At 70.2% G+C, this 24558-nt stretch carries 21 protein-coding genes and 1 pseudogene; 12 read left to right on the forward strand and 10 right to left on the reverse strand.

Annotated features, from left to right (window positions below):
* The 5 genes from H4F98_RS15765 (at position 1) to H4F98_RS15785 (ending at position 5134) form a co-directional block, all read left to right on the forward strand.
* On the forward strand, positions 1-1203 hold the full coding sequence (locus H4F98_RS15765; RefSeq protein WP_182688789.1) for a hypothetical protein: 1203 nt from the start codon (positions 1-3) through the stop codon (positions 1201-1203).
* An 83-nt stretch (positions 1204-1286) separates the two neighbouring features.
* Entirely contained in the window at positions 1287-1916 is a 630-nt protein-coding gene (locus tag H4F98_RS15770) for a ParA family protein (protein ID WP_182688790.1), read from the forward strand.
* Between the two features lie 61 nt (positions 1917-1977).
* On the forward strand, positions 1978-2454 hold the full coding sequence (locus H4F98_RS15775) for a SixA phosphatase family protein (RefSeq protein ID WP_182688791.1): 477 nt from the start codon (positions 1978-1980) through the stop codon (positions 2452-2454).
* 51 nt (positions 2455-2505) lie between these two features.
* Positions 2506-3105 carry a YceI family protein gene (locus H4F98_RS15780; RefSeq protein ID WP_182688792.1) on the forward strand — a complete coding sequence of 200 codons (600 nt, stop codon included), beginning with the start codon at positions 2506-2508 and terminating at the stop codon, positions 3103-3105.
* 13 nt (positions 3106-3118) lie between these two features.
* Entirely contained in the window at positions 3119-5134 is a 2016-nt protein-coding gene (locus H4F98_RS15785; RefSeq protein WP_182688793.1) for a phospholipase D family protein, read from the forward strand.
* Positions 5135-5146: 12 nt separating this feature from the next.
* Here the strand turns inward: H4F98_RS15785 and H4F98_RS15790 are convergent, their stop codons facing one another.
* On the reverse strand, positions 5147-5692 hold the full coding sequence (locus tag H4F98_RS15790) for a hypothetical protein (RefSeq protein WP_182688794.1): 546 nt from the start codon (positions 5690-5692) through the stop codon (positions 5147-5149).
* Positions 5693-5997: 305 nt separating this feature from the next.
* Here H4F98_RS15790 and H4F98_RS15795 point away from each other — a divergent pair, with 305 nt between their 5' ends.
* On the forward strand, positions 5998-6192 hold the full coding sequence (locus H4F98_RS15795; RefSeq protein ID WP_182688795.1) for a hypothetical protein: 195 nt from the start codon (positions 5998-6000) through the stop codon (positions 6190-6192).
* Between the two features lie 158 nt (positions 6193-6350).
* A complete protein-coding gene (locus tag H4F98_RS15800; protein ID WP_182688796.1) occupies positions 6351-6800 on the forward strand; it encodes a hotdog fold thioesterase in 450 nt (149 codons plus the stop codon).
* A gap of 8 nt (positions 6801-6808) precedes the next feature.
* On the opposite strand, the gene H4F98_RS15805 is transcribed toward H4F98_RS15800, so the two are convergent.
* A complete protein-coding gene (locus H4F98_RS15805) occupies positions 6809-7795 on the reverse strand; it encodes a YheT family hydrolase (RefSeq protein WP_182688812.1) in 987 nt (328 codons plus the stop codon).
* Between the two features lie 45 nt (positions 7796-7840).
* On the reverse strand, positions 7841-8644 hold the full coding sequence (locus H4F98_RS15810; RefSeq protein ID WP_246373300.1) for a lysophospholipid acyltransferase family protein: 804 nt from the start codon (positions 8642-8644) through the stop codon (positions 7841-7843).
* Positions 8645-8768: 124 nt separating this feature from the next.
* On the opposite strand from H4F98_RS15810, the gene H4F98_RS15815 reads away from it, so the two are divergent.
* Complete coding sequence (locus tag H4F98_RS15815) at positions 8769-10838, forward strand: tetratricopeptide repeat protein (protein WP_182688798.1); 2070 nt, start codon at positions 8769-8771, stop codon at positions 10836-10838.
* Between the two features lie 119 nt (positions 10839-10957).
* The gene (locus tag H4F98_RS15820; RefSeq protein ID WP_182688799.1) at positions 10958-11584 is read left to right on the forward strand and encodes a YbhB/YbcL family Raf kinase inhibitor-like protein; all 627 of its coding nucleotides are present in this window, start codon (positions 10958-10960) and stop codon (positions 11582-11584) included.
* Between the two features lie 30 nt (positions 11585-11614).
* Here the strand turns inward: H4F98_RS15820 and H4F98_RS15825 are convergent, their stop codons facing one another.
* Positions 11615-12427 (reverse strand): undecaprenyl-diphosphate phosphatase, encoded by an 813-nt coding sequence (locus H4F98_RS15825; protein ID WP_182688800.1) that lies wholly within the window; start codon positions 12425-12427, stop codon positions 11615-11617.
* Between the two features lie 143 nt (positions 12428-12570).
* Here H4F98_RS15825 and glk point away from each other — a divergent pair, with 143 nt between their 5' ends.
* Positions 12571-13578, forward strand: a complete 1008-nt coding sequence (gene glk, locus H4F98_RS15830) for a glucokinase (RefSeq protein ID WP_182688801.1) — start codon at positions 12571-12573, stop codon at positions 13576-13578.
* A gap of 392 nt (positions 13579-13970) precedes the next feature.
* On the opposite strand, the gene H4F98_RS15835 is transcribed toward glk, so the two are convergent.
* The gene (locus H4F98_RS15835; protein ID WP_182688802.1) at positions 13971-16745 is read right to left on the reverse strand and encodes a TonB-dependent receptor; all 2775 of its coding nucleotides are present in this window, start codon (positions 16743-16745) and stop codon (positions 13971-13973) included.
* A 388-nt stretch (positions 16746-17133) separates the two neighbouring features.
* Between H4F98_RS15835 and H4F98_RS15840 the strand changes: the two genes are divergently transcribed.
* Positions 17134-19761 carry an alpha-amylase family glycosyl hydrolase gene (locus H4F98_RS15840; RefSeq protein ID WP_182688803.1) on the forward strand — a complete coding sequence of 876 codons (2628 nt, stop codon included), beginning with the start codon at positions 17134-17136 and terminating at the stop codon, positions 19759-19761.
* A 19-nt stretch (positions 19762-19780) separates the two neighbouring features.
* Here the strand turns inward: H4F98_RS15840 and H4F98_RS15845 are convergent, their stop codons facing one another.
* From H4F98_RS15845 to H4F98_RS15865, 5 genes are all read right to left on the reverse strand, one after another.
* Positions 19781-21739, reverse strand: a complete 1959-nt coding sequence (locus H4F98_RS15845; RefSeq protein WP_182688804.1) for a beta-propeller domain-containing protein — start codon at positions 21737-21739, stop codon at positions 19781-19783.
* Between the two features lie 145 nt (positions 21740-21884).
* On the reverse strand, positions 21885-22247 hold the full coding sequence (locus tag H4F98_RS15850) for a hypothetical protein (protein ID WP_182688805.1): 363 nt from the start codon (positions 22245-22247) through the stop codon (positions 21885-21887).
* Between the two features lie 116 nt (positions 22248-22363).
* On the reverse strand, positions 22364-22885 hold the full coding sequence (locus H4F98_RS15855; protein ID WP_246373308.1) for a GFA family protein: 522 nt from the start codon (positions 22883-22885) through the stop codon (positions 22364-22366).
* A 90-nt stretch (positions 22886-22975) separates the two neighbouring features.
* Positions 22976-23320 (reverse strand): hypothetical protein, encoded by a 345-nt coding sequence (locus H4F98_RS15860; protein WP_182688806.1) that lies wholly within the window; start codon positions 23318-23320, stop codon positions 22976-22978.
* Between the two features lie 90 nt (positions 23321-23410).
* Positions 23411-24097 carry a dioxygenase family protein gene (locus H4F98_RS15865; protein WP_343064781.1) on the reverse strand — a complete coding sequence of 229 codons (687 nt, stop codon included), beginning with the start codon at positions 24095-24097 and terminating at the stop codon, positions 23411-23413.
* Positions 24098-24444: 347 nt separating this feature from the next.
* On the opposite strand from H4F98_RS15865, the pseudogene H4F98_RS15870 reads away from it, so the two are divergent.
* Positions 24445-24558, forward strand: a pseudogene (locus tag H4F98_RS15870) (IS110 family transposase); the annotation flags it as partial.

Genomic DNA, 24558 nt, shown 5'->3' on the forward strand with positions numbered 1-24558 from the left:
ATGGAAGGCTTGCACTCGCGCGCGCTCGCCTGGCTCGCTTCGGGACTCGCGCTGGTCATGCTGGCCGCGTGCGGCGAGGCCGATCGCTCGCCGGGCGCAGTTGCGGGCGCTGCCGGCGATGTCGCAGTCGTGCCGGTGGGCGCGGCGCCCGTGCCGGCGACGTCCACGGGCCGCCCTGCCCCGGTTGCCTACCCTGCGCCGGATGAAACCTCGACCGCCGTGCAGCAGTGGTACGCCGACTACGACGCGGCGATCCTGGCCCACCTCCGCGCCCTTGCGGCACAGGGCGACCCCTACGCCCACCTGGCGCTCGCGATGATGCTCCCGTTCCCGGATGCGCCGGACCAGGCCGAGGCACTGGAGCGGGCGCGGATGGCCGCCTTGCGGGAAGCGGCGCGGCTTGCGCCCGACGATCCGCTGCTGGCCTGGATGGAGGCGCAGTTCTGTATGGCCGGGGACGCGGCATGCGACCGCGACGCGGCCCTGGCGCGCCTGCAGGCGATCGCGCCGGACAACGCGGCGCACTGGCTGCCTTCGCTCGCAGAGGCCTGGGAACAGGGCGATGCGGCGGCGATCGACCGTTATCTCGGGCTTGCAGCGGCGGCGGAGCGCCTGGACCTCCATTACGGAGACGTCCTCGCGATGATGACCGAAGCCACCCGGGACGCGCCTATACCGCCGCTGGATGCCCGGACCCGCGCCCAGATCGGCCGGGAGTTGGGCCTCGGCAGGCCCGCGACCGACGCGGAACTGGCCGCGATTTCCGTATCCGCCCGCGCCGCGACATATGGGCTGCCGCCGTTCAACGCGGTCATGGCCACGTGCCGCCCGGACCCCGTCCGCCCGATGACGGCGACGCGCTCGGGCAATTGCCGCCGCCTGATGTCCCGGCTCGCCGCCGGGTCCTCACTTTACGAGCGAGCGCTGGGACTGGCGGGCATGGTCCGCCTGACGCAGGGAAGGCCGGAAGGCGTCGAATGGCGTGAACAGCTCCGCCGCTTCCTGTGGATCCAGCAACAGTACCCCCAGGACGCGCTCACGATCCCCGGCTATTGGGAGGCCCATGTCTATCAGGGCGAGATGGCGGCCCTCGAGGACTTCCTGCGGCGACAGGGGCGCCTGGAGCCGCCGGATGGGTGGCTGCCGGCCGATCCGCGCCAGCGCGAGCGGGTGCTGACGGGAGGCGAGCCGCGGGGGACGTGACCGCGGGCGCGTCGTCACGCGTTGTCGATGGCCCGGCCCGCGCCGGCGGTGTAGGCTGCGGATTCCGTCCGGAGGGAGCGCGCATGAAAACCGTGCTGGTCGCCAGTTCCAAAGGGGGGGTCGGCAAGACCACCATTGCCACCCACCTGGCCGCGCATGCGGCCCTCGAAGGCCTGAACACCGTCCTGCTCGACGTCGACCCGCAACGCTCCTCGACCCGCTGGGCCGAGCGCCGCGCCGCCGCCGACAGCGCCGTCCTGCCGCTGGACGGGACCCGGCGCAAGAGCTGGCGCAAGCAGCTGCCCGACGATACCCAGCGCCTGGTGATCGACGCGCCGGCCGGGGCCATGGGCGAGGCGCTGGAGCACCTGCTCGACATCGCCGACCACGTGGTGGTGCCGGTCCAGCCGTCGACCTTGGACCTGGAGGCGACGGTGCCCTTCCTGGAATCGCTGGCCCAGCATCCGCGCGTGCGCAAGGGCGAGCTGGGCGTGGGCCTGGTCGCCAACAAGTTGCGGCCCTGGACCAACACCTCGCAACAGACCGTGGAGCTGCTCAAGCACTGGCCCTATCCGCTGGTGGCCGAGCTGCGCGACAGCCAGGCCTATGTCCTGCTGACCGGCCTGGGCAAGAGCCTGTTCGACTACCACTCGGCCAAGGTGCGCGAACACCAGGACGACTGGACCCCCCTGCTGCGATGGCTGAAGCGTTGAGGCCGGTCCCCGGCGTTGGCGCCCGCCCGGCGTCGTCCCATCCACCCATCGGGGCCCGTCCATGCGTGAACTGATCCTGCTTCGCCACGCCCACGCCGAACCGGCCGTGATGGGGCGCGCCGACCTCGACCGGCCCTTGTCCGCCGAGGGCCTGGCCGAGGCCGAGGCGGCCGGCCGCTGGCTGGCCGAACAACGGCTGATCCCCGATTGCGTGCTGTGCTCGCCCTCGCGGCGGACCCGGGAAACCCTGGAGGCCGTGCTCTCGGTGATCGGCTACGTCGACCAGCGCATCGAACCCTCGATCTACGAGGCCACGCCCGGCACCCTGATCGCGCTGGCCGATACCCATGCCGAGGTCGGCCGGCTGATGCTGGTCGGCCACAATCCCGGCTTCGAGCGCCTGTCGGCCTTGCTGCACAGCGGGCAGACGAGCGAATACCGCGGCATGCCGCCGGCCGGCCTGGCGGTGCTGACGGTCCCGCCAGAGGCGGCGCTGGAGCCTGGCATCGCCCAGCTCAGTGCCTTCTGGTGGCCCTGATCGCAGCCCGGGACGCTTGATGCCGGCATGCGGTGGCAGGGGGACATCGGCATGAAGCGGACAGGCCGGGGCGCTTGGCGGGCCCGGTGGTGCGCGGGCCTGGCGGCCGCCTTGCTGGCCGCTGCGCTGCCCGCGAGCGCCCAGCAGTCGGTGGGACGCTTCGACGAGGCCCACACGCGCTTCGGCGTGGAACTGCTCACCCGCTGGGGGCAGCGGGTGAAGGGCGATTTCCCCCGTTACGATGGCAGGATCGTCGCGCTCGACGACACCCGGCGGCAGGTCCGCGTCCGCCTGCTGGCTTCGGCAGTGCGCATCGGCGATTCCGATCGCTACACGCAGATGGCGCGCGGCGAGAGCTTTTTCGACGCCGCGCACTTCCCGTACGTGGAGTTCGTCTCCGATCCGATCGACATCCGCATGGTCGAAACCGGCGGTCCACTGCGCGGTCGGCTTACCATACGCGACGTGACACGTATCGAGACCTTCCACCTCTTGCCGGCGACCTGCACCCGGCCGGCGCGCGCCTGCGACGTGGTCGCCCACGGCCAGGTCGACCGCTACGCCTACGGCCTGGATGCCTGGCGGCTGGCGCTCGACAAGGACGTGCGATTCACCATGCGCGTGCGCCTGGCCCCGGACGAGCAACCGTGAGGCGGGCGTGCTGATGGCGTATCCCGCGCCCGGGCGCGGGTCCAGCGGGCGGCAACGGGCACGGGTCGCTCTGCTGCTGGGCCTGGTCCTGCTGTTGCCGGCCTGCGCCGGCCTGTCCAACGCGCAACGCGTGCGCGCGCAGGCCGTCGCCGTGGAAGCGCAGTCGACCGAGGCCACCTGCGGGACGCCCGGCCACTGCGCCACGACCTCGCCCTTGAGGCGCCTGGCGTCGGAGGCATTCGCGTCCTCCACGCCCGACGCGCCCCGGCACTACGCCGTCCTGCTGGACCGTGGCGACAACGCGCTGCTGGCGCGCCTGGACCTGCTGCGCAGCGCGACCACGTCGATCGACGTGCAGACCTACATCTTCGACGAAGACGACGCCGGCCTGCTGTTCCTGCAGGAACTGCTGGCGGCGGCCCGGCGCGGGGTGCGCGTGCGCCTGCTGATCGACCAGCTCGCCGCGATGCGCCATGTCGACACGCTGGCCGCGATGGCCGCGGCGCACGTCAACCTCGAGGTCCGCCTCTACAACCCGGTGATGGACAAGGGACGGCTGGGCTATCCCGAATACGTGCTCGCCGCCGCCTGCTGCTGGAACGACCTCAACCAGCGCATGCACACCAAGTTGCTGCTGGCCGACGGCGCGGTGGGCATATCGGGAGGCCGTAACTACCAGAACGACTATTACGACTGGGGCGAGGACTACAACTTCCGCGACCGCGACGTGCTCGTGGCGGGCCCCGTCGCGCGGGAGATGCGCAGCGACTTCGACCTGTTCTGGAACGACCGGCGCAGCGTGCCGGTGGCGCAGCTGGACGACGTCGGTCGCCGTCTCCTGGACGACGGTGCGCCCCCGCTGCCGGTCCCGGTCTACGAACGGCCCGAACGCGTGGAGGCGATGCGCGCGCTGGTGGCCGACCCGGCCGCCGTGGAGGCTCGCGTGGCGCGCCGGGCCTTCCCGGTCGGCGAGGTGCGCTACCTGTCCGACACCCCGGAAAAGCACAGCGGACTGGTCGGGGCGGGCACCAGCCGGTCCCTGCGCGAGCTCATCGAATCCGCGCAGGACGAGGTGCTCATGCAGACCCCGTACCTGGTCCTGTCGCCGAGCGCGCAGGACATGTTCCGGCAGATGCACGAGCGCCCCGACGCGCCGCGCATCGTGGTGTCGACCAACAGCCTGGCCGCGACCGATGCTTTCATCGTCTATGCGCTGTCGCACAAGTACAAGCGTCGCTACCTGCGCGAGTTCGGCTTCCACATCTACGAGTACAAGCCGTTCCCGAAGGATGCGCCGATCGACGTGGGGGGGCTGGGCGCGATCGGCGCCGCCGACGACGCGCCACCGGCCGACGGCGTGACCCGCGACGACCTGGCCCGCGTCGACGTGGCCGACGCCGACGCCACGGCGGAGGTGCATCGCGACCTGCGCCAGCGCTACGACCGGCGCAGCGTGGTCGGCCGCGCGCAGTACCAGCGCGCGCTCTCGCGCGAATACCGGGCCCTGCGCTTCGCGTCGCAGTCGGCCAACGCCCCGGTACCGCTGGAGCGGGAAGGGCCGCGCACCGGCCTGCACGCCAAGTCGCTGGTGATCGATGGCCGGATCGGCGTGGTCGGGACCCACAACTTCGACCCCCGCGGCGACCACTACAACACCGAGGCGGCGGTCGTCATCGAGGACGAGGCCTTCGCCCGGGCCCTGGGCGACAGCATCCGCCGCGACATCAAGCCGGCCAACTCTTGGACCATCGCCCGGCGCGACAAGCCGCCGGTGTTCTCCGGGCTGGACTATTCGCTGGGCAAGACGTTCGAGTACCTGCCTATCTTCGACTTGTGGCCGTGGCGCTACGCCACCAGTTACGAGTTCATGCCCGGCCCGGCCTGCCCGCACCCGTTGCCGCAGGACGACCCCGGCTTCCGCGCCTGCTACCAGCCCGTGGGCGACTTCCCCGAGGTCGACCTGGGCCTGAAGGGTCTCACCACGCGCATCTTCACCGCCTTCGGCGCCGGCCTGGCGCCCATCCTCTAGTCCCGCGTCAGCTTAGGGGGCGGGCGTCGCGTCGCGGACGTCGAGGACCATGAACCGATGGCGGGTGCTGCACTGCTCGCCGCTCCAGTCGCACAACATGCCCCAGCGCATCGTCTCGTTCTCGAAAACGAAGACGCGAATGCCCTGCGCCCGCGTGTTGGTCAGCGAGACCACCTGCGCGGTACGCCACGGCACGTCGATGGGTGCGAGGCCGTCGTTGAGCATCGCGGCCGCGTGGCGGGCAAGGGCGTGGTCGAGGGGGATGTCCTGGACCTGGATGTCCCGGAAGTAGGCAGGGCCTGGTTGTGCTGCCGACTGCCCGAAGCCGGCGGGCAGTACGAAAGCCCCGAGGGTGGTGACGAACTTCCAGGACAGGCCCGGCGGCGCGGTGAGCAGCTGACCGTCCGGCGTGCAGGCCAAAGCGGCCCAGTCCGATACCGATGGCGGTACCTCCCCGATCGCCTCCTGCGGGGCGCCGGTGCAATCGCCGAAGGTCGCGGCACTCGACAGGCACGGCAAGGCCACCAGGCAAAGCGTCGCCAAGAGACGTTGAATCATGGCTCCCCCCGTGGGTCCGGAAACGCCGACGAGCTTACCGCATGGCCCGGTCGTGCCCGGCCGACGACGTGGCGGCCCTGCCATCGGTCATGGCAACGCCGCGGCCCGGAGTGGCATCCCTTGTGTCACGGGCTTGGCAATGACCGCTTCAAACCTCGTTCCGGGCCCCTGTCTCCAGTGGGGTGACTTTCGGCACATGGGCAAACCGTCTAGGTGTTATACTTTACCAGCACACCGATTCACTACACCGCTTCGGAACCCCCACAAGACGCTCCCCCGCACACACCACCCCAAAGGAAACCGACATGAACGCCATCCTCAACAGCCAGCTCCTCAACCGCCGCCGCGACGACCGCCGCGCTGCCAACGACGATGCCAACCCGGTCCGTCGCCCCTACCGCGAACGCGATTTCGGCGTCGGCTACGGCAAGAGCAGCGGTTACGCGGCCGACCGCCGCTACACCACCCGCACCTTCACCCCCCTGTACCGCTGTGCGTGAAGCGGCGCCGGTGATCCGGCCCTCCCGACAGGCCCTCCCCCACGCGGCCCCGTTTTCCCCTGCCGATCGGCGCGCCTCCCTCCCCATCTCTCATGGGCGCGCCGGTCGGTGTTCTTGTCCCGCTGTCGGCGCGAGGCGCCAGACGGTATCGTGAGGCGATGAACCCCACGCCCGAACCTGCCGCCGAACCCCTGTTCCGGCGCGACGTCAGCCTCGACGCCCTCAACGCGCTCTCGCGCAACACCGCGATGGAGCCCCTGGGCATCGTCTTCACCGAGATCGGCCCCGACTACCTGCGCGGCACCATGCCGGTCGATGCCCGTACCCACCAGCCCTACGGCCTGTTGCACGGCGGCGCGTCGGTGCTCCTGGCCGAGACCCTCGGATCGAGCGCCGGCGGCCTGTGCGTACCCGAGGGCAAGGGCGTGGTCGGCATCGAAATCAACGCCAACCATGTCCGCGGCGTCCGCGAAGGGCGTGTCACCGGCACCGCGCGCCCCCTGCACGTTGGCGGCAGCACCCAGGTCTGGGAAATCCGGATCGAGGACGAGGCGGGCCGCCTGGTCTGCGTCTCGCGCCTGACACTGGCCGTCGTCGGCCGTCGCTGACGGCGTCCTCAGCCGAGCGCGTCGGCCAGGCGGCTCGCGATCCAGCGCTCGGCGAAGCCGTCCAGCCGGGCGCTCTCCAGGAAACCGCAATGGCCGCCCCAGGGCGAGATCTCCAGGCTCGAGGCGGCCGGCAAGCGCAGTGCGCGGAAGCCTTCGACCGGGATCACCGGGTCGTCCTCGGCCATGAGGATGCTCGCCGGCACTTCCAGCGCGGCCAGCCGGTCGCCGGCGACCGAGTAGCCGTCGAAGTAGTTCTCCAGGCTGCCGAAGTCGGTGTGCCGCTCGATCATCCACTGGGTCAGCGGGCGCATGCGCAGGCCCAGCACGCGGTTGTCGAAGGCGTGCTGCTCGGGGAACAGTTCGCGCTTGCGTGCCAGCGAGCTGCGCCACTTCTTCTCGAAATACCACAGGTACAGCGGCAGGCCGGCTTCCATGGCATCCATGGTCCGCGCCGGGTCGAGTACCGGGCAGACCGCCGCGACATGGGCCAGCGGCAGGCCCGCAGCCGGCGCGCGCAGCGCGAGGCGAAGGGCGAAGTTGCCGCCCAGCGAGTAGCCGGCCACCGCCATCGGCCGCCGGCCGAAGCGTCGCGATACGTCGAGCGCCGCGTGCACCACCTCGTCGATGCGGTTGGAGTGGAACAGCCCCTCGTTGAGGTGGTGGGTACCGCCGTGGTCGCGGAAGTTGAGCCGGAACACCTCGAAACCCGCCCGCAGCAGGGCCGCGGCGGTGAGGCGCATGTAGCTCGAGTCGACGCTGCCCTCCCAGCCGTGCAGCAGCAGCGCCAGGCCGCGCGGCTCGTCGCCGGGCATCACGCTGTGCAGGCCGTGCAGGCGCACGCCATTGCCGCCGTCGATGATGTGGCCGGTGGTTTCCGCCTCGCAGGCCGCCAGGCTGCGCTCGCCATGGCGGCGCCGCAACGGGCTGCTGCCCAGGACCGACTGCACGTGCGGGCTGCGCAGGAAGCGGGGCGGCTGGTAGTCCGCGGCCGTCAGCCGGGGGCGCGGGGCAGGGGGCGGGGATGCCGGAGGGGGCATCGCTCAGCCCGCCATCGCGTCGACGATGCGCTGCCGCGCCAGCTCGGCGATGCGGCGGCGCGCGGACTCCGTCGCCGGCGGGATAGCTTCGAGGAAATGCACCTCGGCCACGCGGGGCGGATCGCCGAGCAGGCGCAGGAAGTTCTGCATGAAGTTCTCATCGGGCCCGAACGCGACGTCGGCCTGCGCGGCGCCGCGGGTCCCGTAACGCAGCGCGACCGGTTGCACCGGCACCCCGGCCTCGACCGCGGCCAGGAAGATGCGCGCATGGAAGGGGCCGACCTCGCGTCCGTCGCGGGTACGGCCCTCCGGAAACACGCCCACCGAATGCCCGCCGCGCAGGCGGGCCAGCATTTCATGCAGCACGCCGCCCATCGATTCGCTGCTGCCGCGCGCGTGGAAGATCGACTCGCCGCGGATCGCCAGCCAGCCCACCAGCGGCCAGTGCGCGATCTCGCGCTTGGCGACGAAGCCCATCATGCGCTGGCTGTGCAGGGTCGAGATGTCGATCCAGCTGACGTGGTTGGCCACGAACAGCGCCGCCCCCGGCAGCGGCGTGCCGGTCTGGCGCACGCGGAACCCGAAGATGCGCATCAGGCCGCCCTGCCAGGCGCGGATCACCCGGTAGTCGAAGCGCTCCCCGTGCACGCGCAGGCGCCGGGCCGGTCGCAGGGTCAGCAGCAGGACCAGCGGCAGCCCGACCAGCAGGTGCGCCAGCAGCAGCGGAATGCGATAGCCATAGCGGAGGGCACGCACCGGCCACGCCGAACGCGCGCCGGCGCCGATCGGTGGGGGTGGCGCAGTCATGTTGGAATCATACCGAAGCGCGGCACGGTCACGGCAAGGATCGCGCGCGGATGGCCCCGATGGCACGGGAAGCGCGGGCATACGCCCGGTACAATGGCGGTTTGCCGCTGACGTCCCGACCCTCATGTACGAATCCATCATCGAAGCCCTGCGCCGTGGCGCCGCCGCCGAGGCCCTGGCCGCCGCCCGGACCCTGGTCGAGGACCAGCCCCAGGACGCGACCGCGCACCGCCTGTTGGCGGCCGCGCTGCGCCAGGGCGGTGAGCGCGACGCCGCCCTGGCCGCCCTCGACCAGGCGATCGCCCTGGCGCCCGAGGACGCGCAACTGCACCTCGAGCGCGCCGGACTGATGCTGGACGGGCGCCAGCTCGACGCGGCGCAGGCGGACCTGGCGAAGGCCGTGGGCCTGGACCCCAACCAGTTCCCGGCCTACATCCTGCAGGCGCAGCTCGCGCTCGGCCGCGGCGACCTCGAGCAGGCCGAAAGCCTCGCCCGGACGGCCGCGCGCATCGCCCCGGAGCATCCCCAGGTCGCGGCCGTCGAGGGCACGATCGCGCTGCGTCGTGGCGACGCCGACCGCGCGCTGTCGATCCTGAGCCGCGCCAGCGAAAAGGCCCCGGACGAGCCGATCGTGCAACATGCGCTGGCCTTCGCCTACGCCGCCAAGGGGCATTTCGCCTTCGCCGAGCAGGCCTTCCGGCGCCTGCTCGAGGCCCGACCCACGGACGCGATGCGGGCCATGATCGCCGACCTGGTGCGTCGCCAGGGCCGTCCCGGCGAAGCCGCCGACGAACTGCGGCCGCTGCTCGAGCGCGGCGACGCCTCGCCCGCGCTGAAGCGACTGGTCGGCGAGTTCGAGATGGACGCCGGTCGCCACGAGGCGGCGGCCGCCCTTCTGAAGGAGGTCGTGCTGGCCCAGCCCAACGACCGCCGCGCCGTCGCCAGCCTCACCGATGCCTGGCGCCAGTCCGGCCGCGACGAGGAGGCCCGCGCGACCCTGGAAAGCCTGCTCGCCACTCACTCCACGCAGCCGGACCTGTGGTTCGCGCGCCTGCTGTTCGAGACATTCGCCGGCCCCGAGGCCGTGGCGATCGTCGAGCGCTGGATGCAGGCCATGCCCGACTACATCCCCGCGCTCGAGGCGCGGGCGACGATCCACCAGCAGCAGGGCGAGCTCGACCAGGCCGACGCGATCGCCCTGCGCATCACCGAGCTGCAGCCCGGCCACTCCTCGGCGGAGATGCGGGTGATCGACGGGCTCATGCGCACCGATCCCGACGCCGCCGTGAACCGGGTGGAGAGCCTGCTGGCGCGCGCGAAGGACGAGAACGTCCGGAAGATGCTGCGGCAGCTGCTCGGCCGCACCTTCGATGCCGCCGGCCAGCCCGATGCCGCGGTGGCTACCTGGGCCGAACTGCATGCCGAGGCCGTGCCGCAGCGCCTGCCGCTGCCGCCGCAGAGCGACCACATCCCCGCTTGGCCGCCCATGGGCGCGCGGGCCGAGCAGGCGCCCGGCATGGTCTTCCTGTGGGGCGCGCCGGGATCGCTGGTCGAGCGTGTCGCGTTGACCCTCGACCACGCCCGCCTGCCGCTGCTGGCCGACCGTCTCGGCGCCAAGCCCCCGAGCGACCCGACCCAGCGCTACGGCACCACCCAGGCGCTGCTCGACGGCGGCCTCGATCCTTCGTTCCTGGTCAGCCAATGGCGCGCCACGCTGGCATCGCGAGGCGTCCAGGACGGCCGCATCATCGACTGGCTGCTTTGGTGGGACAACGCCCTGCTGCTGGCGCTGCGCCCGCACCTGCCCGACGCCCGGCTGATGTTCGTGATGCGCGATCCGCGCGACATGCTGGTCGACTGGCTGGCCTTCGGCGCGCCGGTGCCCTTCGCCCTGGCCTCGCCGGAGGAAGCGGCGGCGTGGATGGCGCGTCCGCTGGCGCAGATCGCCGAGCTGCACGAGCAGGACCTCTTCCGCCACAGCCTGCTGCGGATCGACGACATCGCCAACGATGGCGCGGCCATCGCGGCGCGGTTGGGCGAGGTGCTGGGCACCGAGGTGCGCGCATTGCCCACGGGTGCCCAGGGGCCCGACCGTTTTCCCGCCGGGCATTGGCGCCAGTACGCCGACGCCCTGGGCGAGGCCTTCGCGATCCTGGCGCCGGTGGCGGTGCGCCTGGGCTATCCGGCCAGCTGATCGCCCGGCCCGGGTCGCGCCGCGTGCTCGCGGCGCAATGACGCCGGGTGCGGCAGGATCGCGGCTTCGACCTCAACGCCGCGAGCACGCCCCGCGGCCCCGTTCATTGGAGACAGTGCATGAAGATCCGCAGCGACAGTTTCGACAACGGCAAGCCGATCCCGGCGGAGTTCGCCGCCGGCCAGCGCGAGGGAGACGGCGTCGGTTTCGCGTCCAACCGCAACCCGCACCTGGCCTGGAGCGACGTGCCGGAGGGCGCCCGCTCCCTGGTCCTGCTGTGCATCGACACCGATGCGCCGACCGTCCCCGGCATGGCGGGCAAGCCCGGCGTGGAGATTCCCGTCGACCAGCCACGCGCGGATTTCGTCCACTGGGCCATGGTCGACCTGCCGCCGGGCCTGGACGCGATCGCCGCGGGCAGTTGCAGCGACGGCGTGGTCGCGCACGGCAAGACCGATCCGGACGGACCGGAGGGCGCCCGCCAGGGACTGAACGACTACACCGGCTGGTTCGCCGGCGACGCCGACCTGGAGGGCCGCTGGCACGGCTACGACGGCCCGTTCCCGCCGCCGAACGACCTGCGCGTGCACCGCTATTTCTTCCGCCTGTTCGCGCTCGACGTGGCGCGGCTGCCGGTGGACGACGGATTCACCGCCGCCGATGTCTTCGCGGCCATGCATGGCCACGTGCTGGCCGAAGCATCGGTGCACGGCACCTATACGCTCAACCCCGCCGTCGCGGCCTGAGCGCGTCCGGGCCGGTCCCGTCGGCGTGTTTCAGCCGCCGGCGGGCAGCCACAGCAGCAGCGCCGCGCCCAGCGCGATCCGGTATGCAGCGAACACGGTGTAACGGTGCTGCTTGATGTAACCCAGCAACCAGCGCACCACCACGAAGCCGGTCGCGGCCGCGGCGACGAACGCCAGGCCCAGCTCGCCCCAGGCCTCGGGCTGCGCGCCGCCGTCCATCAGGTGTTCCAGCAGCGCATAGCCGCTGGCCGCGAACATGGTCGGGATGCCGACCAGGAACACGAACTCGGTCGCCGCCGAACGCTGCCCGGTCCCGGCCAGCATCGCCATGAAGATCGCCGCCGCCGATCGCGAGGTGCCCGGGAAGACGCCCGCGACCACCTGCGCCAGCCCCACCAGGATCGCCACCGTCCAGGTGATCTCGCTGCTGGGTGCCCGGCGCTCGGCCAGGCGTTCGGCGACCAGCATCCACACGCCGCCCAGGATCAGCGCGGTCGCCACCGGCGACACCGTCTCGGGCAGTTCCCAGCCGGCCAGGCGCACCGGCAGGCCCACGACCGCCGTGACCAGGAAGGCGACGGCGATGCGCGCCAGGTATTGCCGGTTGGCGGGCTCGCGCAGGCCGGTCGCCAGCGACCACAGCCGTTGCCGGAACACCAGCGTGATCGCGATGATCGCGCCGGCCTGGATGACGATGTTGAACAGGTCCGAGCGCGGCCCGAGCCAGTGCTGCGCGATCAGCAGGTGGCCGGTGCTGGAGACGGGCAGGAACTCGGTCAGTCCCTCGAGGATGCCCAGCAGGAGGGCGGACAGCAGGTCGGAAACGGCGGCGTGGCTGGGCATTCAACGGGCTCCCGGGCAGGCCCGCTAGCATAGGCGAGCGCGGGCGCCGACGTCATCGACGTGGCGCGCGTGCGTGCAAACGTATGCAGGATGAGGTCGGGCGCGCGAGCGTTTAGGCTTGGCATCCACACAGGAGTGACTGGATGAGCGCTGCCCCGGACCCGACGCCGCACGACCGCGAAGCGGACTGGATCCTCGTCGCCGACGTGGGCGGCACCAATGCCCGCTTCGCCCTGGTCGACGGCCATGGCGTGGCGCCGGTCCTGCAACAGCCCCGCGCGCTGCGAAATGCCGATTACGCAAGCCTCCAGCATGCGGCGGAACACTATCTGCAACTCACCGGCGCCCGGCCGCGCCGCGCCGCCATCGCCGTGGCCTCGCCCGTCGGCCATGACGAGATCCGCCTGACCAACCGCGCCTGGTCGTTCAACCGCTCCGAGTTGCGCAGCGGCCTGGGCGTGGAGGCGCTGGTCCTGGTCAACGACTTCGGTGCGGTCGCCCGTGCCGTCCCCGCCCTGGGCGATGACGACCGGGTCCACCTGCATGGGCCGGTCGAAGCACTGCGGCAAGGGCCGGTCAGCGTGCTGGGACCGGGTACGGGCCTGGGCGTGGGGCTGCTGGTGGGGTCGGCGTCCAAGGGCTGGGAAGTGGTGGAGACCGAGGGCGGCCACGGCAGCTTCGCGCCGCTCGATGCCGAGGAAGAGGCGATCGCCCGCTGGCTGGTCGCGCGCTACGGCCGTGCCTCCAACGAGCGCCTGTTATGCGGCGAGGGCCTGGCCTGCATCGACGCGGTCCTGCGCGGCGAACCGCCGACCCGGGAGGCGGTGTCACGCAAGCCCGCGGACGTCGTCGCGCTTGCCCTCGACGGCCACGATACCGAGGCCCGGCGCGCGCTGGCCCGCTTCTGCGCGGTGCTGGGCAGCGTCGCCGGCGACATCGCGCTGGTGCAGGGCGCGCGCTGCGTGGCCATCGCCGGCGGCATGGTCCCGCGCTTCCTGCCCTTCCTGCGCGCAAGCGCGTTCCGCGAGCGCTTCCTCGACAAGGGGCGGTTCTCGGTCTATCTCGAAGCGTTGGCGATCCAGGTCGTCACCCATCCGTATCCGGGGCTGCTGGGCGCGGCGATGTCGATGCAGGACACCGGCTGGGGCTGAGTCGCATGCCGATGCGCCTGGCGAACCCCGCGCTCGCCGGGAGCGTCGTGCATCGATGGGTTTCGCCTTCGGCTCTACCCATCCTACGGCGCTGCAACCGCGTAGCCCGGGTAAGGCCGAAGGCCGAAGCCGATACGCCCGCGATCCACAAGTCGCCATCCCAGCGGGCGCTGGGATCCAGCCTCTGGCTTTTCCACGCAAGCTGTCGTCGGAGCCGTCCCGACGCCCGTGCAGGCGCGCGGCGCGCCCCTGGAAACCCGCCTTCCCTCGAGCGGTGATCGCACGAACGCTCCCATCCAGCGCTCGCATCGCGCCCGATCCTCGCGGGCCCGGCATAAAAAACCCCGCCGGAAGGCCGGCGGGGCGGGATCGGAATCCAAGGGAGAGCGGTATCAGAACTTCACGTTGAGCCCGACCAGGTAGGTGCGGCCCCATTCGATGTATTCCAGCGGGCGGTCCTTGCTGCCGGCGTAGGTCTGGTAGGGCGAGTTGGTCAGGTTCTGCGCCTGCAGCAGCAGGCTCAGGCCGCCCAGGCTGCTGGTTTCCGGGAACGTGTAGCTGACCTGGGCGTCGATGATGTCCTCGCCGACCACGTAGCGCAGGGTCCGGTTGCCGGCGAAGTTGCCGATCTCGCCGATGAAGTCCGAACGCTTGCGCTGGCTGACGCGGGCCTCGAAACCGCTGCGCTCGAAGTACGCCGTCAGGTTGTACACCTCGTCCGACAGCCCGGGCAGGCTGATCGGGCCGCTGCCGACGCTGCTGGCGCTTTCCGGGTCGCGGATCTCGATGTCGCTGTCGTTGAAGCTGGCGCTGGCGATGACGCCGAAGCCGCGCAGCGGCTCCCACAGCAGGTCCAGCGGCAGCGACGCGGTGAGCTCCAAGCCCTGCAGGGTGCCGCCCTGGCCGTTGAACGGCGCGGTGAAATTGCCGGTGGTCTGCACCGGCGGCGAACCCGGTGGCGGCACGTAGTCGGCGACCAGCGCGCTGAAGTCGTAGTCGTCGCGGGTCTGGGTGTAGATGTAGCTGCGCAGGTCCTTGTAGAAGTACGCCGCCGCCACGTAGGCGCGGTTGCCGAAGTACTTCTCGTAGGAGATGTCGAGCGCGTTGGCCTTCCACGGATCCAGCTGCGGGTTGCCGCCGCTGGCGCCGGGGCGACCAGTGGAGGTGTCGACGCCGAACTCCAGCGAAGCGCGCATCTGGTCCACGCGCGCGCGCGCCAGCTGGCGCGCGAGGGCGAAGCGCACGGTCTGCTCGTGGGGGAGCTCGAAGGCCAGGTTGAGGCTCGGCAGCACGTCGGTGTAGGTCTTGCCGTCTTCGAACGGACGCACGTTGCTGCCGGCGGGCTGGGTGCCGTCCCAGTAGTTCGCGTTCGAGGACTGGTCGGTGTGCTGGACCTGCACGCCGATGTTGCCGCGCACCGGCACCGAGCCCCATTGGGTGTTGATGTCGGCCTGCACGTAGCCGGTGGTGATCTGCTCGTTCACCGTCCACGCCTTGGACACCAGGTAGGACGCGTCCGAGTTCGGCGCGAAGGTCATGTAGCGCGCGACCGCGCCGGGCACGTTCCACGACGGGATGAAGCCCACGCCCGCGAAGCCCAGGTCCACCAGTCCGTACTGCAGGTCGGCGCCGATCGTGGTGTCGCCCTGCGGGCCCAGGTTGATGTTGCCCTCGGGCTGGGTCTTGCTCTTCTCGCGGTCGGCATAGTTCACGCCGAACTCGATGTCGGACAGCCAACCCAGCATTTCCGGCGCGGGCAGCAGGGCCGATACGCGGTAGCCGCGCAGCTCGTCCTCGACCTGGGGCACCTTGCCGTAGCCGGAACCGTAGATGGTGTTGGTCAGGAACAGCGTGTCCGGATTGGAATAATCCAGACCCGGCACCAGTTGCGAGAAATCGCTGTTCGAATAGTCCAGCTGCAGGGTGTCGAGTTGCGGCATCGGCGCCAGCTGGGTGTTGTTCTCCAGGTTGATCTCGTCGCGGGTAGCCTTGGAGTAGCTGACGTCGGCGACGATCTGCGCCATGCCGACGTTGAACTCATTGTTCCAGCCGAACGCGTCGATCTCGTCCTCGCGCTTGTTGTACATGCCGCGCACCAGCGGGTACAGGCCACTCGCGGTGCCGCCGGTGAAGGTGCCGTTGCCGTTCACCTCGGGGTTGGTGATCTGCAGGCCCGGCGCGTAGCCGCCGTTGTAGTTGCCCAGGTTGACCTCGAACTGGTTGGCCGTGTCGACCTGTTCGGCTTCGGAGTGGAACAGGTCCAGGGTGCTGTTCCAGGCGTTGGACGGGCGGTACTGCAGGGTCGCCATCACGCCGTCGCGTTCGGTACGGCCGGTGCGGCGCAGCGCCTTGATGCCATCGGAATACCACGTGCCGCCGGCCACGCCGGGACGCCAGCCGTCGCCCAGCTGCTGCCAGGGCTCATAAAGACCGACCTGGTTCTCCTGGATCGGCGTCTCGGTGTGCGAATAGCCGATCGACAGGCCCAGGGTGTTGTCCAGGAACTGGCCGATGTAGCTGGCGTTGATGCGGTTGCCGTCCTCGTCCGCGTTCGCGGCCGAGCCCAGCGAATTGCGCTGCAGGCGGCCGCCGGCGGCCACCACCGTCTCGCTGTAGCTGAGCGGACGCACGGTGCGCATGTCGATCGTGCCCGACAGGCCCTGGCCGACGAGCGCGGCGTCGGGCGTCTTGTAGATGGTCACGCCGTTGAACAGCTCGGAGGGGTATTGGTCGAACTCGACGCTGCGGTTGTCGCCGGTGCTCACCATCTCGCGCCCGTTCAGCAGGGTCGTGGCGAAGTCCGGCGACAGGCCGCGGACGCTGATCACCTGCGCGCGGCCGGCGACGCGCTGTGCGCTCAGGCCCGGCAGGCGGGCGAGGGATTCGGCGATGCTGATGTCGGGCAGCTTGCCGATGTCCTCGGCGGAGATCGCCTCGACGATCGAGGTGGACTCGCGCTTGGTCGAGATCGCGCTCTCGATGGCGGCGCGGATGCCGGTGACGACCACGCTGTCGAGCGTGGTCGCGTCTTCGTTCCCGTCGGGGGTCCCGGTCTCGTCGGTCTCGCTGGCAGGCTCGGCCACGGACTGTGCCTGGACGCCCGCGGCCATCAGCAGCGTCGCCGAAGCCAGCGCCGCGCTGAGTAGATTACGCCTGAGTTGCAACATGCTTCCCCTCCACACGGTTGGTAGTGGTTGCCGGTGGGGTGAACGCCGGGCGACTGTCGCGCCCTTGTTCCGGCAGACCTCGATTTCACGCCTTCCCCGCGACGCACCGAACGGCGTCGCCATCGTGGCGTGGGGCGATAGTAGACGCGGGTGCAACTGCACAAACGATCCTGCAAACGTATTCACGGCGGCTGAAGACGTATGCAGCGGATCGACGGTGTCGGCGGCATGGAATAGTGATCCCCGACGAACGGCGGCCCGTGACCGGGACCCTCGCCGTGGATGCACCGGGGGAGGTGGGATGGCGCGGACGGGCGGGCGTTTGGAACAGGCCGGGCGGCATCGGCGCGTGGTAGGCACGGGCGGAACCTTGCGACGGGGCGCCGGCGTGCTGGCCGTCGTCGCGCTGCTGCAGGCCGGGTCGGCGATGTCCGCCGGTGTCGTCGCGCCGCCGGGGGACGACGCCGGCCTGCACGTGACCTCGCCCGACTGGCGCGACCAGGTCGTCTACTTCGCGATGATCGACCGCTTCGACGACGGCGACCCCGGCAACAACGACCAGGGCGCCGGCGAGTACGACCCGGCCGATGGCAGCCGCTACAGCGGCGGCGACCTGCGGGGTCTCGCCCGGCGCCTGGATTACATGCAACAACTGGGTGCGACCGCGCTGTGGATCACGCCGCCGGTCGCGAACCAGTGGCTGAACCCGTCCGCCAGCTTCAGCGGCTACCACGGCTACTGGGCGAGCGACTTCAGCGCCGTGGACGCGCATTACGGCCGCATCGACGACTACCGCGCGCTGGCGCGCGCGCTGCATGGCCGCGGCATGTACCTGGTGCAGGACGTGGTGGTGAACCACGTCGGGGACTTCCTCGCCTGCGAACCGCCGGCGCCGGGCGCGCCCGAGCAGAATTGCCGCGTGCGTAGCGACCCGACCGGCCACGCCGCACCGGTGCAGTCGCCGTTCGACCGCAACGATCCACGCGATCCCGCGCAGCGCGATGCCGGCATCTACCACTGGACCCCGGCGATCGCGGACTACACCGATCGCCGCCAGGAGCTCGACCATCAACTGGCCGGGCTGGACGACCTCGACACGGAAAACCCGGTGGTGCGGCGGGCCCTGCGCAAGGCTTACGGCGACTGGATCCGCGACGTCGGCGTGGATGCCTTTCGCGTCGACACCGCTTTCCACGTGCCAGCCGACTACTTCAGCGATTTCATGCAGGCCAGCGACCCCGACGCCCCGGGCATGGTCGCGGTCGCCGCCGCGACAGGGCGCCAGGACTTCCTGGCCTTCGGCGAGGGCTTCGGCGTCGATGCGCCCTTCGACGATACCCGCGCGCGAAAACTGGACGCCTACATGCGCACGCCCGGCGGCCTGCCGTCGATGATCAACTTCCCGCTGTACGGTGCCCTGGGCGACGTCTTCGCGCGCGGGCGGCCGACCGCGCAGCTGGCCCACCGCATCCGCACGATGATGGCCCTGCACGCCGATCCCTGGCGGATGCCGACCTTCGTGGACAACCACGACGTCGACCGCTTCCTCGCAGGCGGCAGCGAAGCCGGCCTCAAACAGGCCCTGCTGGCCATGCTGACCCTGCCGGGCATCCCGGTCATCTACTACGGCACCGAGCAGGGCTTCCTGGCGCAGCGCCCGGCGATGTTCGCCACGGGGTTTGGCAGTCACGGGCGCGACCACTTCGACACCTCCGCGCCGCTTTACACCTACCTGCAGCGTGCGATCGCGCTGCGTCGCGGCGACACCCTGTTCTCGCGTGGCACGCCGGTGGTGCTGGCCGACAATCCGGCGCGCTCGGGCGCGATCGCCTGGCGCATCGATGGCGAAGGCGGCCGCCACGCGCTCGTGGCGTTCAACAGCGCCGCTACGCCCATGCTGCTCGACCGGGTGGCCACGGGCCTGCCCGCGGGGACACCGCTGCGCAGTGCGTTTGCGATCGAGGGTGCGCCACGCGACCTCTTGGTCGGCGCCGATGGAACCATCAGCGTGGTGCTTCCCGTGCACGGCGGCGAAGTGTGGCGCGCCGGCTCGGTATCCACCCCGGGGAAGGCGGGGGCGCCGTTGCCGCGCGGCGAGGCATTCCTGCCGCGCCTGCAGATGGATCCCGTGCCCGCGGTGATCCGGGGCAGCGAACAGATCGTGCACGGCCGCGCCGAGGGCGTGGCCCGGATACAACTGCTCGTCGACGGCGATCTCGGCCATGCGCAGACCATTCAAGTCGGCACCGATGGGCGCTGGCAGGCGCGATTGCGCACCGATGGCATGATCGACCCCGACCGCGTCCACCGCCTGCTCGCCCGCGATCCGCTCACGGGTGCCACCAGCGATCCGGCCGCGTTCCGCGTCGCGCTCGACTGGCATCTGCTGGCCGACCGCGACGACCCGGTCGGCGACGACACCGGCCCCAACGGACGCTACCGCTACCCGAGCGATCCCGGCTGGCGCGAGCGCCATCCGGCCGACATCCACCGGGTCCGCGCCTGGCGTGCCGGCGGCGCACTGCGGCTCGAGATAGGCATGGCCGGAATCAGCCAGGCCTGGCATCCGGCCAACGGCTTCGACCATGTCGCCTTCACCGCCTACCTGTCGTTGCCGGGCCGCGACGACGGCACCGCGGTGATGCCGCAGCAGGCCGCGCGGCTGCCCGGCGACCGGTGTTGGCAATACCGCTGGCGCGCGCACGGCTGGTCGAACCTGCTGACCCGTGCCGAAGGCGCCGACGCCCAGGACGAGGGCGAGACCGTCACCCCGGGTCCATCGCTGCGCGTGGACGCGGCGGCGGGCACGGTGACGGTGACCTTCCCGGCGAACGCGTTCGATGGCATCGACAGTCTCGATGGGGCGGTGGTGTACCTGACCACCTGGGACTACGACGGCGGCTATCGGGCACTCGCGCCGGAAGCGGGCCCGGTCCAATTCGGCGGCGGCGCGCCCGACGACCCGCGCATCATGGACGCCATCGACGTGGCGCTGGATCGCGACGCGTCGCGTTGACGCGTGGTGGCCGCCGGGGCTACTGGCTGGTGGCGCCACCCGGCGGCGTGCTGGTGGCTTCCGGCGCGCGAAAGTAGTCGGTGCGGCGGCGCTCGCGGATGCGATCACGCACCCGCTCGCCCTCGACGATTTCGTAGCCCATCAGCGCGAAGATCCGCGTGCCCATGAAGATCGGGCGCGCGTTGCCGTACCAGTCCACGCAGCTGGCCTGGCAGTCGTCCACGCGCGCGCCGTCCGGATGCGCATCCAGCGTGCCCATGCCCCGGAGCCGCAGGGCATTGTTGTGCAGGAAGACCACGCTGGCACCGTCGCCAACGCCCTCGCCGTCGAAGTGCAGGGCGGGCAGTCCGACGATGCCGGTGGCCTCGCCGGTGGGGCGATAGAAGAAGCCATGGGTCCGGTCGTCGCCCTGGGTGCTGTCGGGATGCACGTAGGCGCTCGTTGCCGCGGCCATCGCATCCAGGCGAACGCCGGTGAAATGCAGGTCCGGCCCGGACGCCCCCACGAGGATCGCATCCTTGCCCATCGCGTCGATGCGTTCGACCGCATGCCCGACCTGGAGTGCGAACGGGGCCCTGGCATCGCCCGGGCGCAGCGCATGTGCCGGCCGGCGTGCCTTCGGATCGCAGCCGTGGCATGGGCCCACCCCGTAGACGAGCCAGTCGCCGATGAAGCGGTTGCTGATGTCGTAGGGCGTCGTGCCGGCCGAGGGCAGGGGCCGGTAGTCGCCGGGGCGGGCGGCACGCCGACCGTCGCCCAGCCGGTCGAGGCCCAGGCGCAGGAGCGCCAACGTGCCCGTCGACCCTTCCGACGCCCACATGCCCTCGCCGCCGGACTCGCTTCCGACAAGGACGTTGAGCATGCCGTCAGCCTCCAGAAACGACATCTGGTCGATCGGCGCGCCGCTGGTGCGCAGGGCGGTGGGTGCGCTGCCGTCCAGGGGCAGGCGGTAGAGGGTGGACGCATCGGCTGCATCCTCGTCCGCGCTCAAGGGCGTCGTCCACAGGTAGATGGCGCTTTGCGACACATAGAACACACGGCCCTCCGGACCCAGCACGCCCTCGGCTTCGCAATGCATGTCGCCATCGCCCAGCTCGCAGCGGCTGACGGTGTGCAGCACGACCTCGTCATGAAGGCCGGTCAGGTTCAGGTCCTGGCCCCGCACCCTGTGGATGCGCGTCGCCGGGAGAATCGGGTGGAAGTCGTCGGACGTCGCGCTGGGTGACCAGCGGCGCAGGGCGGGCATCGACGCCAGCGGGGACGCCTCGTCCAGGTACAAGGAGACCGGGCTGTAGAAGACGAGCGTGGTGCCGATCAAGCGGCTCGCATAGTTGCGGGCGGAGTAGTAGTCGCTGGCGCGCAGGTGGTACGTCGCCCGATGGGCGAGCGTACCTTCGTCCGACAGGTGGAACAGGCCGATCTCGGTCCCGCCGCGTTCGTAGCTGTAGCCCACCACCACCACCGTGGAGCCCGACAAGAGCATTTCGTCGTACCAGGTGCGCGAGGGATCGCTGCCGGGCGCGAACGCATCGATGGAGGCCACGGGTTCGAGCCGGTCGTCCCCCACCTTGACGGTGAACAGGCGTCCGCGCCGCAGCACCACCAGGAAATCGCCATTCGCCTTGACGATGCCGCCTTCGTCCACGCCAGCGGTCTGGACATTGGTGATCGAGACCAGGTCGGCCGGCTCGATGCGCGAACCGGTGACCTCGATCGTGTCCAGGGCGGTGGCGGCAGCTTCGGACGAGGACATGGACAGCGGCGCGGGGACCGCGACCGGGACCGGCACGTTCCTGGCGCGCTCGCGCCGATACTTTTCCTCCGCGGCGCGGGCCTCGCGTCGCCAGTCCTGCCATTGCGCCAGGAATGCCGTCTCGTCCGCGAACGGCGCCAGGCCTTTCCTGCCAGCGGAGTGGGCCGCAGGGGCCGCCATGACGCCGCACCCCACCACTACCGCGACCAGCAGTTGCTTGAGCATCCCCGTTCCCCCTGGATTGGACACGCGACGCCGTGCAATCGCCCGGCGCTTGGCAGCGTCAGTGTCCCTTGCCGCCGTCCGCCTGCCAATCCCCCGAAGCCCGTCGCGTGCGGGGCAAGCCGCCACGCCGCCACCCCAGGCCTCGTCAGCTTCCGGCGGGTTCCACCGTGATGCGCAAGCCGAGCTCGCCGGTCGACAGTGCCATCGCCTTTCCGATGCCCGTGGTCACCGACGTCGAGACCGACCCCTTGTGGGTATCGACCTTCGCCGCGACATCCAGTTCTCCTTCCTCGGGCGAGGTGACCGTCACCTGGAGCCGGTAGCCGGACTCCCCATTGATGCTGACCTGGCCCGTCACGCCATCCCTGACGACCAGCGTGGGCGTGTCGACCACCGTGTCCGCGTGCCTGATTTCGGCGGTGACCTTGTAGGTTTCGGCGGCGAGGCCGGGGATCGCGAAAGCGCCGATCGCGGCGAGAAGCAAAGCCTGCTTGTACATCCTGTGCATGGAATCCTCCGTTTGACGTGGGTGTCGCTTTCCAGGCGATGGCGCGAAACAACGCCGACCTCGATCGATTGTCGGCCACGCACGCGATGCCTTCAACCACCGGAACTCGCGGACTTTCATTCGCCGCTCCGGCTGGCGACCCGCTGCGCCTTGATCAGCGGGAGAAGTATCCGATGGCGGGCCAGGCTCTCTTCGGGCCAGTGCTCCCGGCGGTCGTAGTATTCCGGTACGGCGGGCACGCCGGGAGGCAGGACGACCCACGGCTGCCTGGACGCCGTGAAGATATGGATGTCCGGTGGCATCAGGTCCGGGTCGTCCAGCGTGCCCACGCGGACGAACCTGATCAGCGGGCCCATGCCGGAATAGCTGCTCCAGACCGCGATCCTGCACGTCGGGCAGCGGGCGAATATCTGGCCCTTGCCGCTCTCCGAAGGCGTGTCGACGAGCTCGGGTTCCCCCGCGAGCAGGGTCACCTGGTCCGCCTCGATCAGGGCATTGAGCGCGAACGAAGCCCCCGACTCCCGCTGGCACCAGCGGCAGTGGCAGCAATGGACGAAGAGGGGTGCCGATTCGAGTCGGTATCGGATGCCCTTGCAGTCACAGCCGCCTTCGGCGGGGAACACATTCGACATTGACATGGACGCTGCTCCCTACGAACGCTGACAAGTGGACCCAGGCAAGTCGCGGCGCGACTTCGAACCGTTTGGTCGACTGGGGATGGCGCGGACTTATCTGGCGCTCTCCGCGCACTTCCGGGTAAGCGCATCGATCTCCTTGAAGAGCGCCTCGTCCTCCGACTTGAAGTTGAAACAGGACTTTCCCTGCATCCTCTTCCGGAGTTGTTCGCTTACGCCCTCCAGGAGGCTTGGGTCCTCGTACACCGGCATCAGGTGATAGCTCACGTAGGACTTCTTCGTCTGCACGGCGCCGAAAAAGCCCGGCTTGGATCCGGGCGTGGCGGGCGGAATCTCGATGTAGAGGTTCCCGGGCGCATCCGTCCTGATCGACATGCCCGTGGCGCGGGCACGCATGATCCTTGCCAGCCCAGCGAACGTCGAATCCAGGTCAGCCATGACGATGCTCCTTGTGTCCCGTTGCGAGCGCGAACCGACCAGCCGAGCCGGGAAGCGGCACCGCCTCGAATGAAGCGCCGGTCCCCGGGCCTATCTCCTGCACGCAGGATACCCCGGGATATTCCTCCCCAGGTGGATGTCGCGGGTCACGTACCAGACACCTTCATGCTGGATGGGCGTCGAGATCCCGTTTCCGCCACGGTCCTTCGCGATGCGCGCGATCTGCTTCGGCGTGAGCTTCGGGTCGTCCGTGAACATGATGTCGTCGACGTAATAGGTCGAGCACCCAGGCTCGAGGACGTGGAAATGGATATGCTCCGGAATGTCTTCCCCCGGGTAGCTGCCGGGTCGAATGGTGTCGAATGCATACCGACCCGATGCGTCTGTCTTGACCCAGGCGCGCAAGGTGCCCTGTCTCCTGGTCTCGAGGTTCGGAACCTCCGGCGACTCCGGATAGATTCCCTGGCTGTTGGTCTGATAGGCGTAAACGACGATGCCGGGTTCGGGGTTGCCCTGTGCGTCGAGCACTTTCCCCACCACAAGCATCGGGGCCCCGGGTTCGGATCCCGGCGCGATACGGGCGCGGGAGTTCAACCGGGCCGGGATCCCATCGAAAACGGCTTCGCATCCCTCGCAGGGCAATCCGACGACGGGTTCTCTCCCGCTCTGCGCCGAGGCGGTCGGAGCTGCGAGCAACATCAGGGCAAGCAATGGGGATCGCAAGACACCTTCTCCTGTGGTCCCACGCCCGGAGCAAGTTGCGCCGCGAAACGGCATCGGCTGCCACGGCGAGGATCTGGGATCCAAGAGTGAGATTCCCGAAACAGGGGTCAGAGTACCGTTTCTCACCTCTCGTAGAGAAAGCCTACTCTGACCCGCACACCAGGTTGCTGGCTTAGCTGGACGGCGACCGCTTTGAATTCGTCGCTGTAACGGCCGATTGTTCTCGTGCCGGGCTTTGGCATGGGAACACTCCTGAGGGCTAGGTCAGGGTGTCCACTGAAGCGAAGGAGCTACCGCGTCGGCTTGAATGATGAAATGGACGCCTCCCGCGTCGCCACACGGCTTCGATGAGCCAGACCGATACTGGATCGGGACACGGGAGCACGAGAGGAGTCCACGCCATGCATGCTACGACCGTCGCCATCGACTTGGCAAAAGAGGTGTTCGAGCTGGCCTTCGCCGATGGGCAGGGCCGGGTGATCGAACGCAAACGTTTGTCGCGCCGGGCCTTCGCC

Origin of the sequence: Marilutibacter spongiae (assembly GCF_014145325.1) — a bacterium.
Lineage (GTDB): Bacteria > Pseudomonadota > Gammaproteobacteria > Xanthomonadales > Xanthomonadaceae > Marilutibacter > Marilutibacter spongiae.

Bases quoted from the DNA above. Each gene is read 5' to 3' on its own strand.
- glk (WP_182688801.1), top strand. From the start codon at position 12,571: ATGAGCGCTGCCCCGGACCCGACGCCGCACGACCGCGAAGCGGACTGG.
- H4F98_RS15845 (WP_182688804.1), bottom strand. From the start codon at position 21,739: ATGCTCAAGCAACTGCTGGTCGCGGTAGTGGTGGGGTGCGGCGTCATG.
- H4F98_RS15835 (WP_182688802.1), bottom strand. From the start codon at position 16,745: ATGTTGCAACTCAGGCGTAATCTACTCAGCGCGGCGCTGGCTTCGGCG.
- H4F98_RS15790 (WP_182688794.1), bottom strand. From the start codon at position 5,692: ATGATTCAACGTCTCTTGGCGACGCTTTGCCTGGTGGCCTTGCCGTGC.
- H4F98_RS15780 (WP_182688792.1), top strand. From the start codon at position 2,506: ATGAAGCGGACAGGCCGGGGCGCTTGGCGGGCCCGGTGGTGCGCGGGC.
- H4F98_RS15785 (WP_182688793.1), top strand. From the start codon at position 3,119: ATGGCGTATCCCGCGCCCGGGCGCGGGTCCAGCGGGCGGCAACGGGCA.
- H4F98_RS15860 (WP_182688806.1), bottom strand. From the start codon at position 23,320: ATGGCTGACCTGGATTCGACGTTCGCTGGGCTGGCAAGGATCATGCGT.
- H4F98_RS15770 (WP_182688790.1), top strand. From the start codon at position 1,287: ATGAAAACCGTGCTGGTCGCCAGTTCCAAAGGGGGGGTCGGCAAGACC.
- H4F98_RS15810 (WP_246373300.1), bottom strand. From the start codon at position 8,644: ATGACTGCGCCACCCCCACCGATCGGCGCCGGCGCGCGTTCGGCGTGG.
- H4F98_RS15815 (WP_182688798.1), top strand. From the start codon at position 8,769: ATGTACGAATCCATCATCGAAGCCCTGCGCCGTGGCGCCGCCGCCGAG.
- H4F98_RS15855 (WP_246373308.1), bottom strand. From the start codon at position 22,885: ATGTCAATGTCGAATGTGTTCCCCGCCGAAGGCGGCTGTGACTGCAAG.
- H4F98_RS15765 (WP_182688789.1), top strand. From the start codon at position 1: ATGGAAGGCTTGCACTCGCGCGCGCTCGCCTGGCTCGCTTCGGGACTC.
- H4F98_RS15800 (WP_182688796.1), top strand. From the start codon at position 6,351: ATGAACCCCACGCCCGAACCTGCCGCCGAACCCCTGTTCCGGCGCGAC.
- H4F98_RS15775 (WP_182688791.1), top strand. From the start codon at position 1,978: ATGCGTGAACTGATCCTGCTTCGCCACGCCCACGCCGAACCGGCCGTG.
- H4F98_RS15820 (WP_182688799.1), top strand. From the start codon at position 10,958: ATGAAGATCCGCAGCGACAGTTTCGACAACGGCAAGCCGATCCCGGCG.
- H4F98_RS15865 (WP_343064781.1), bottom strand. From the start codon at position 24,097: ATGCCGTTTCGCGGCGCAACTTGCTCCGGGCGTGGGACCACAGGAGAA.
- H4F98_RS15825 (WP_182688800.1), bottom strand. From the start codon at position 12,427: ATGCCCAGCCACGCCGCCGTTTCCGACCTGCTGTCCGCCCTCCTGCTG.
- H4F98_RS15795 (WP_182688795.1), top strand. From the start codon at position 5,998: ATGAACGCCATCCTCAACAGCCAGCTCCTCAACCGCCGCCGCGACGAC.
- H4F98_RS15850 (WP_182688805.1), bottom strand. From the start codon at position 22,247: ATGCACAGGATGTACAAGCAGGCTTTGCTTCTCGCCGCGATCGGCGCT.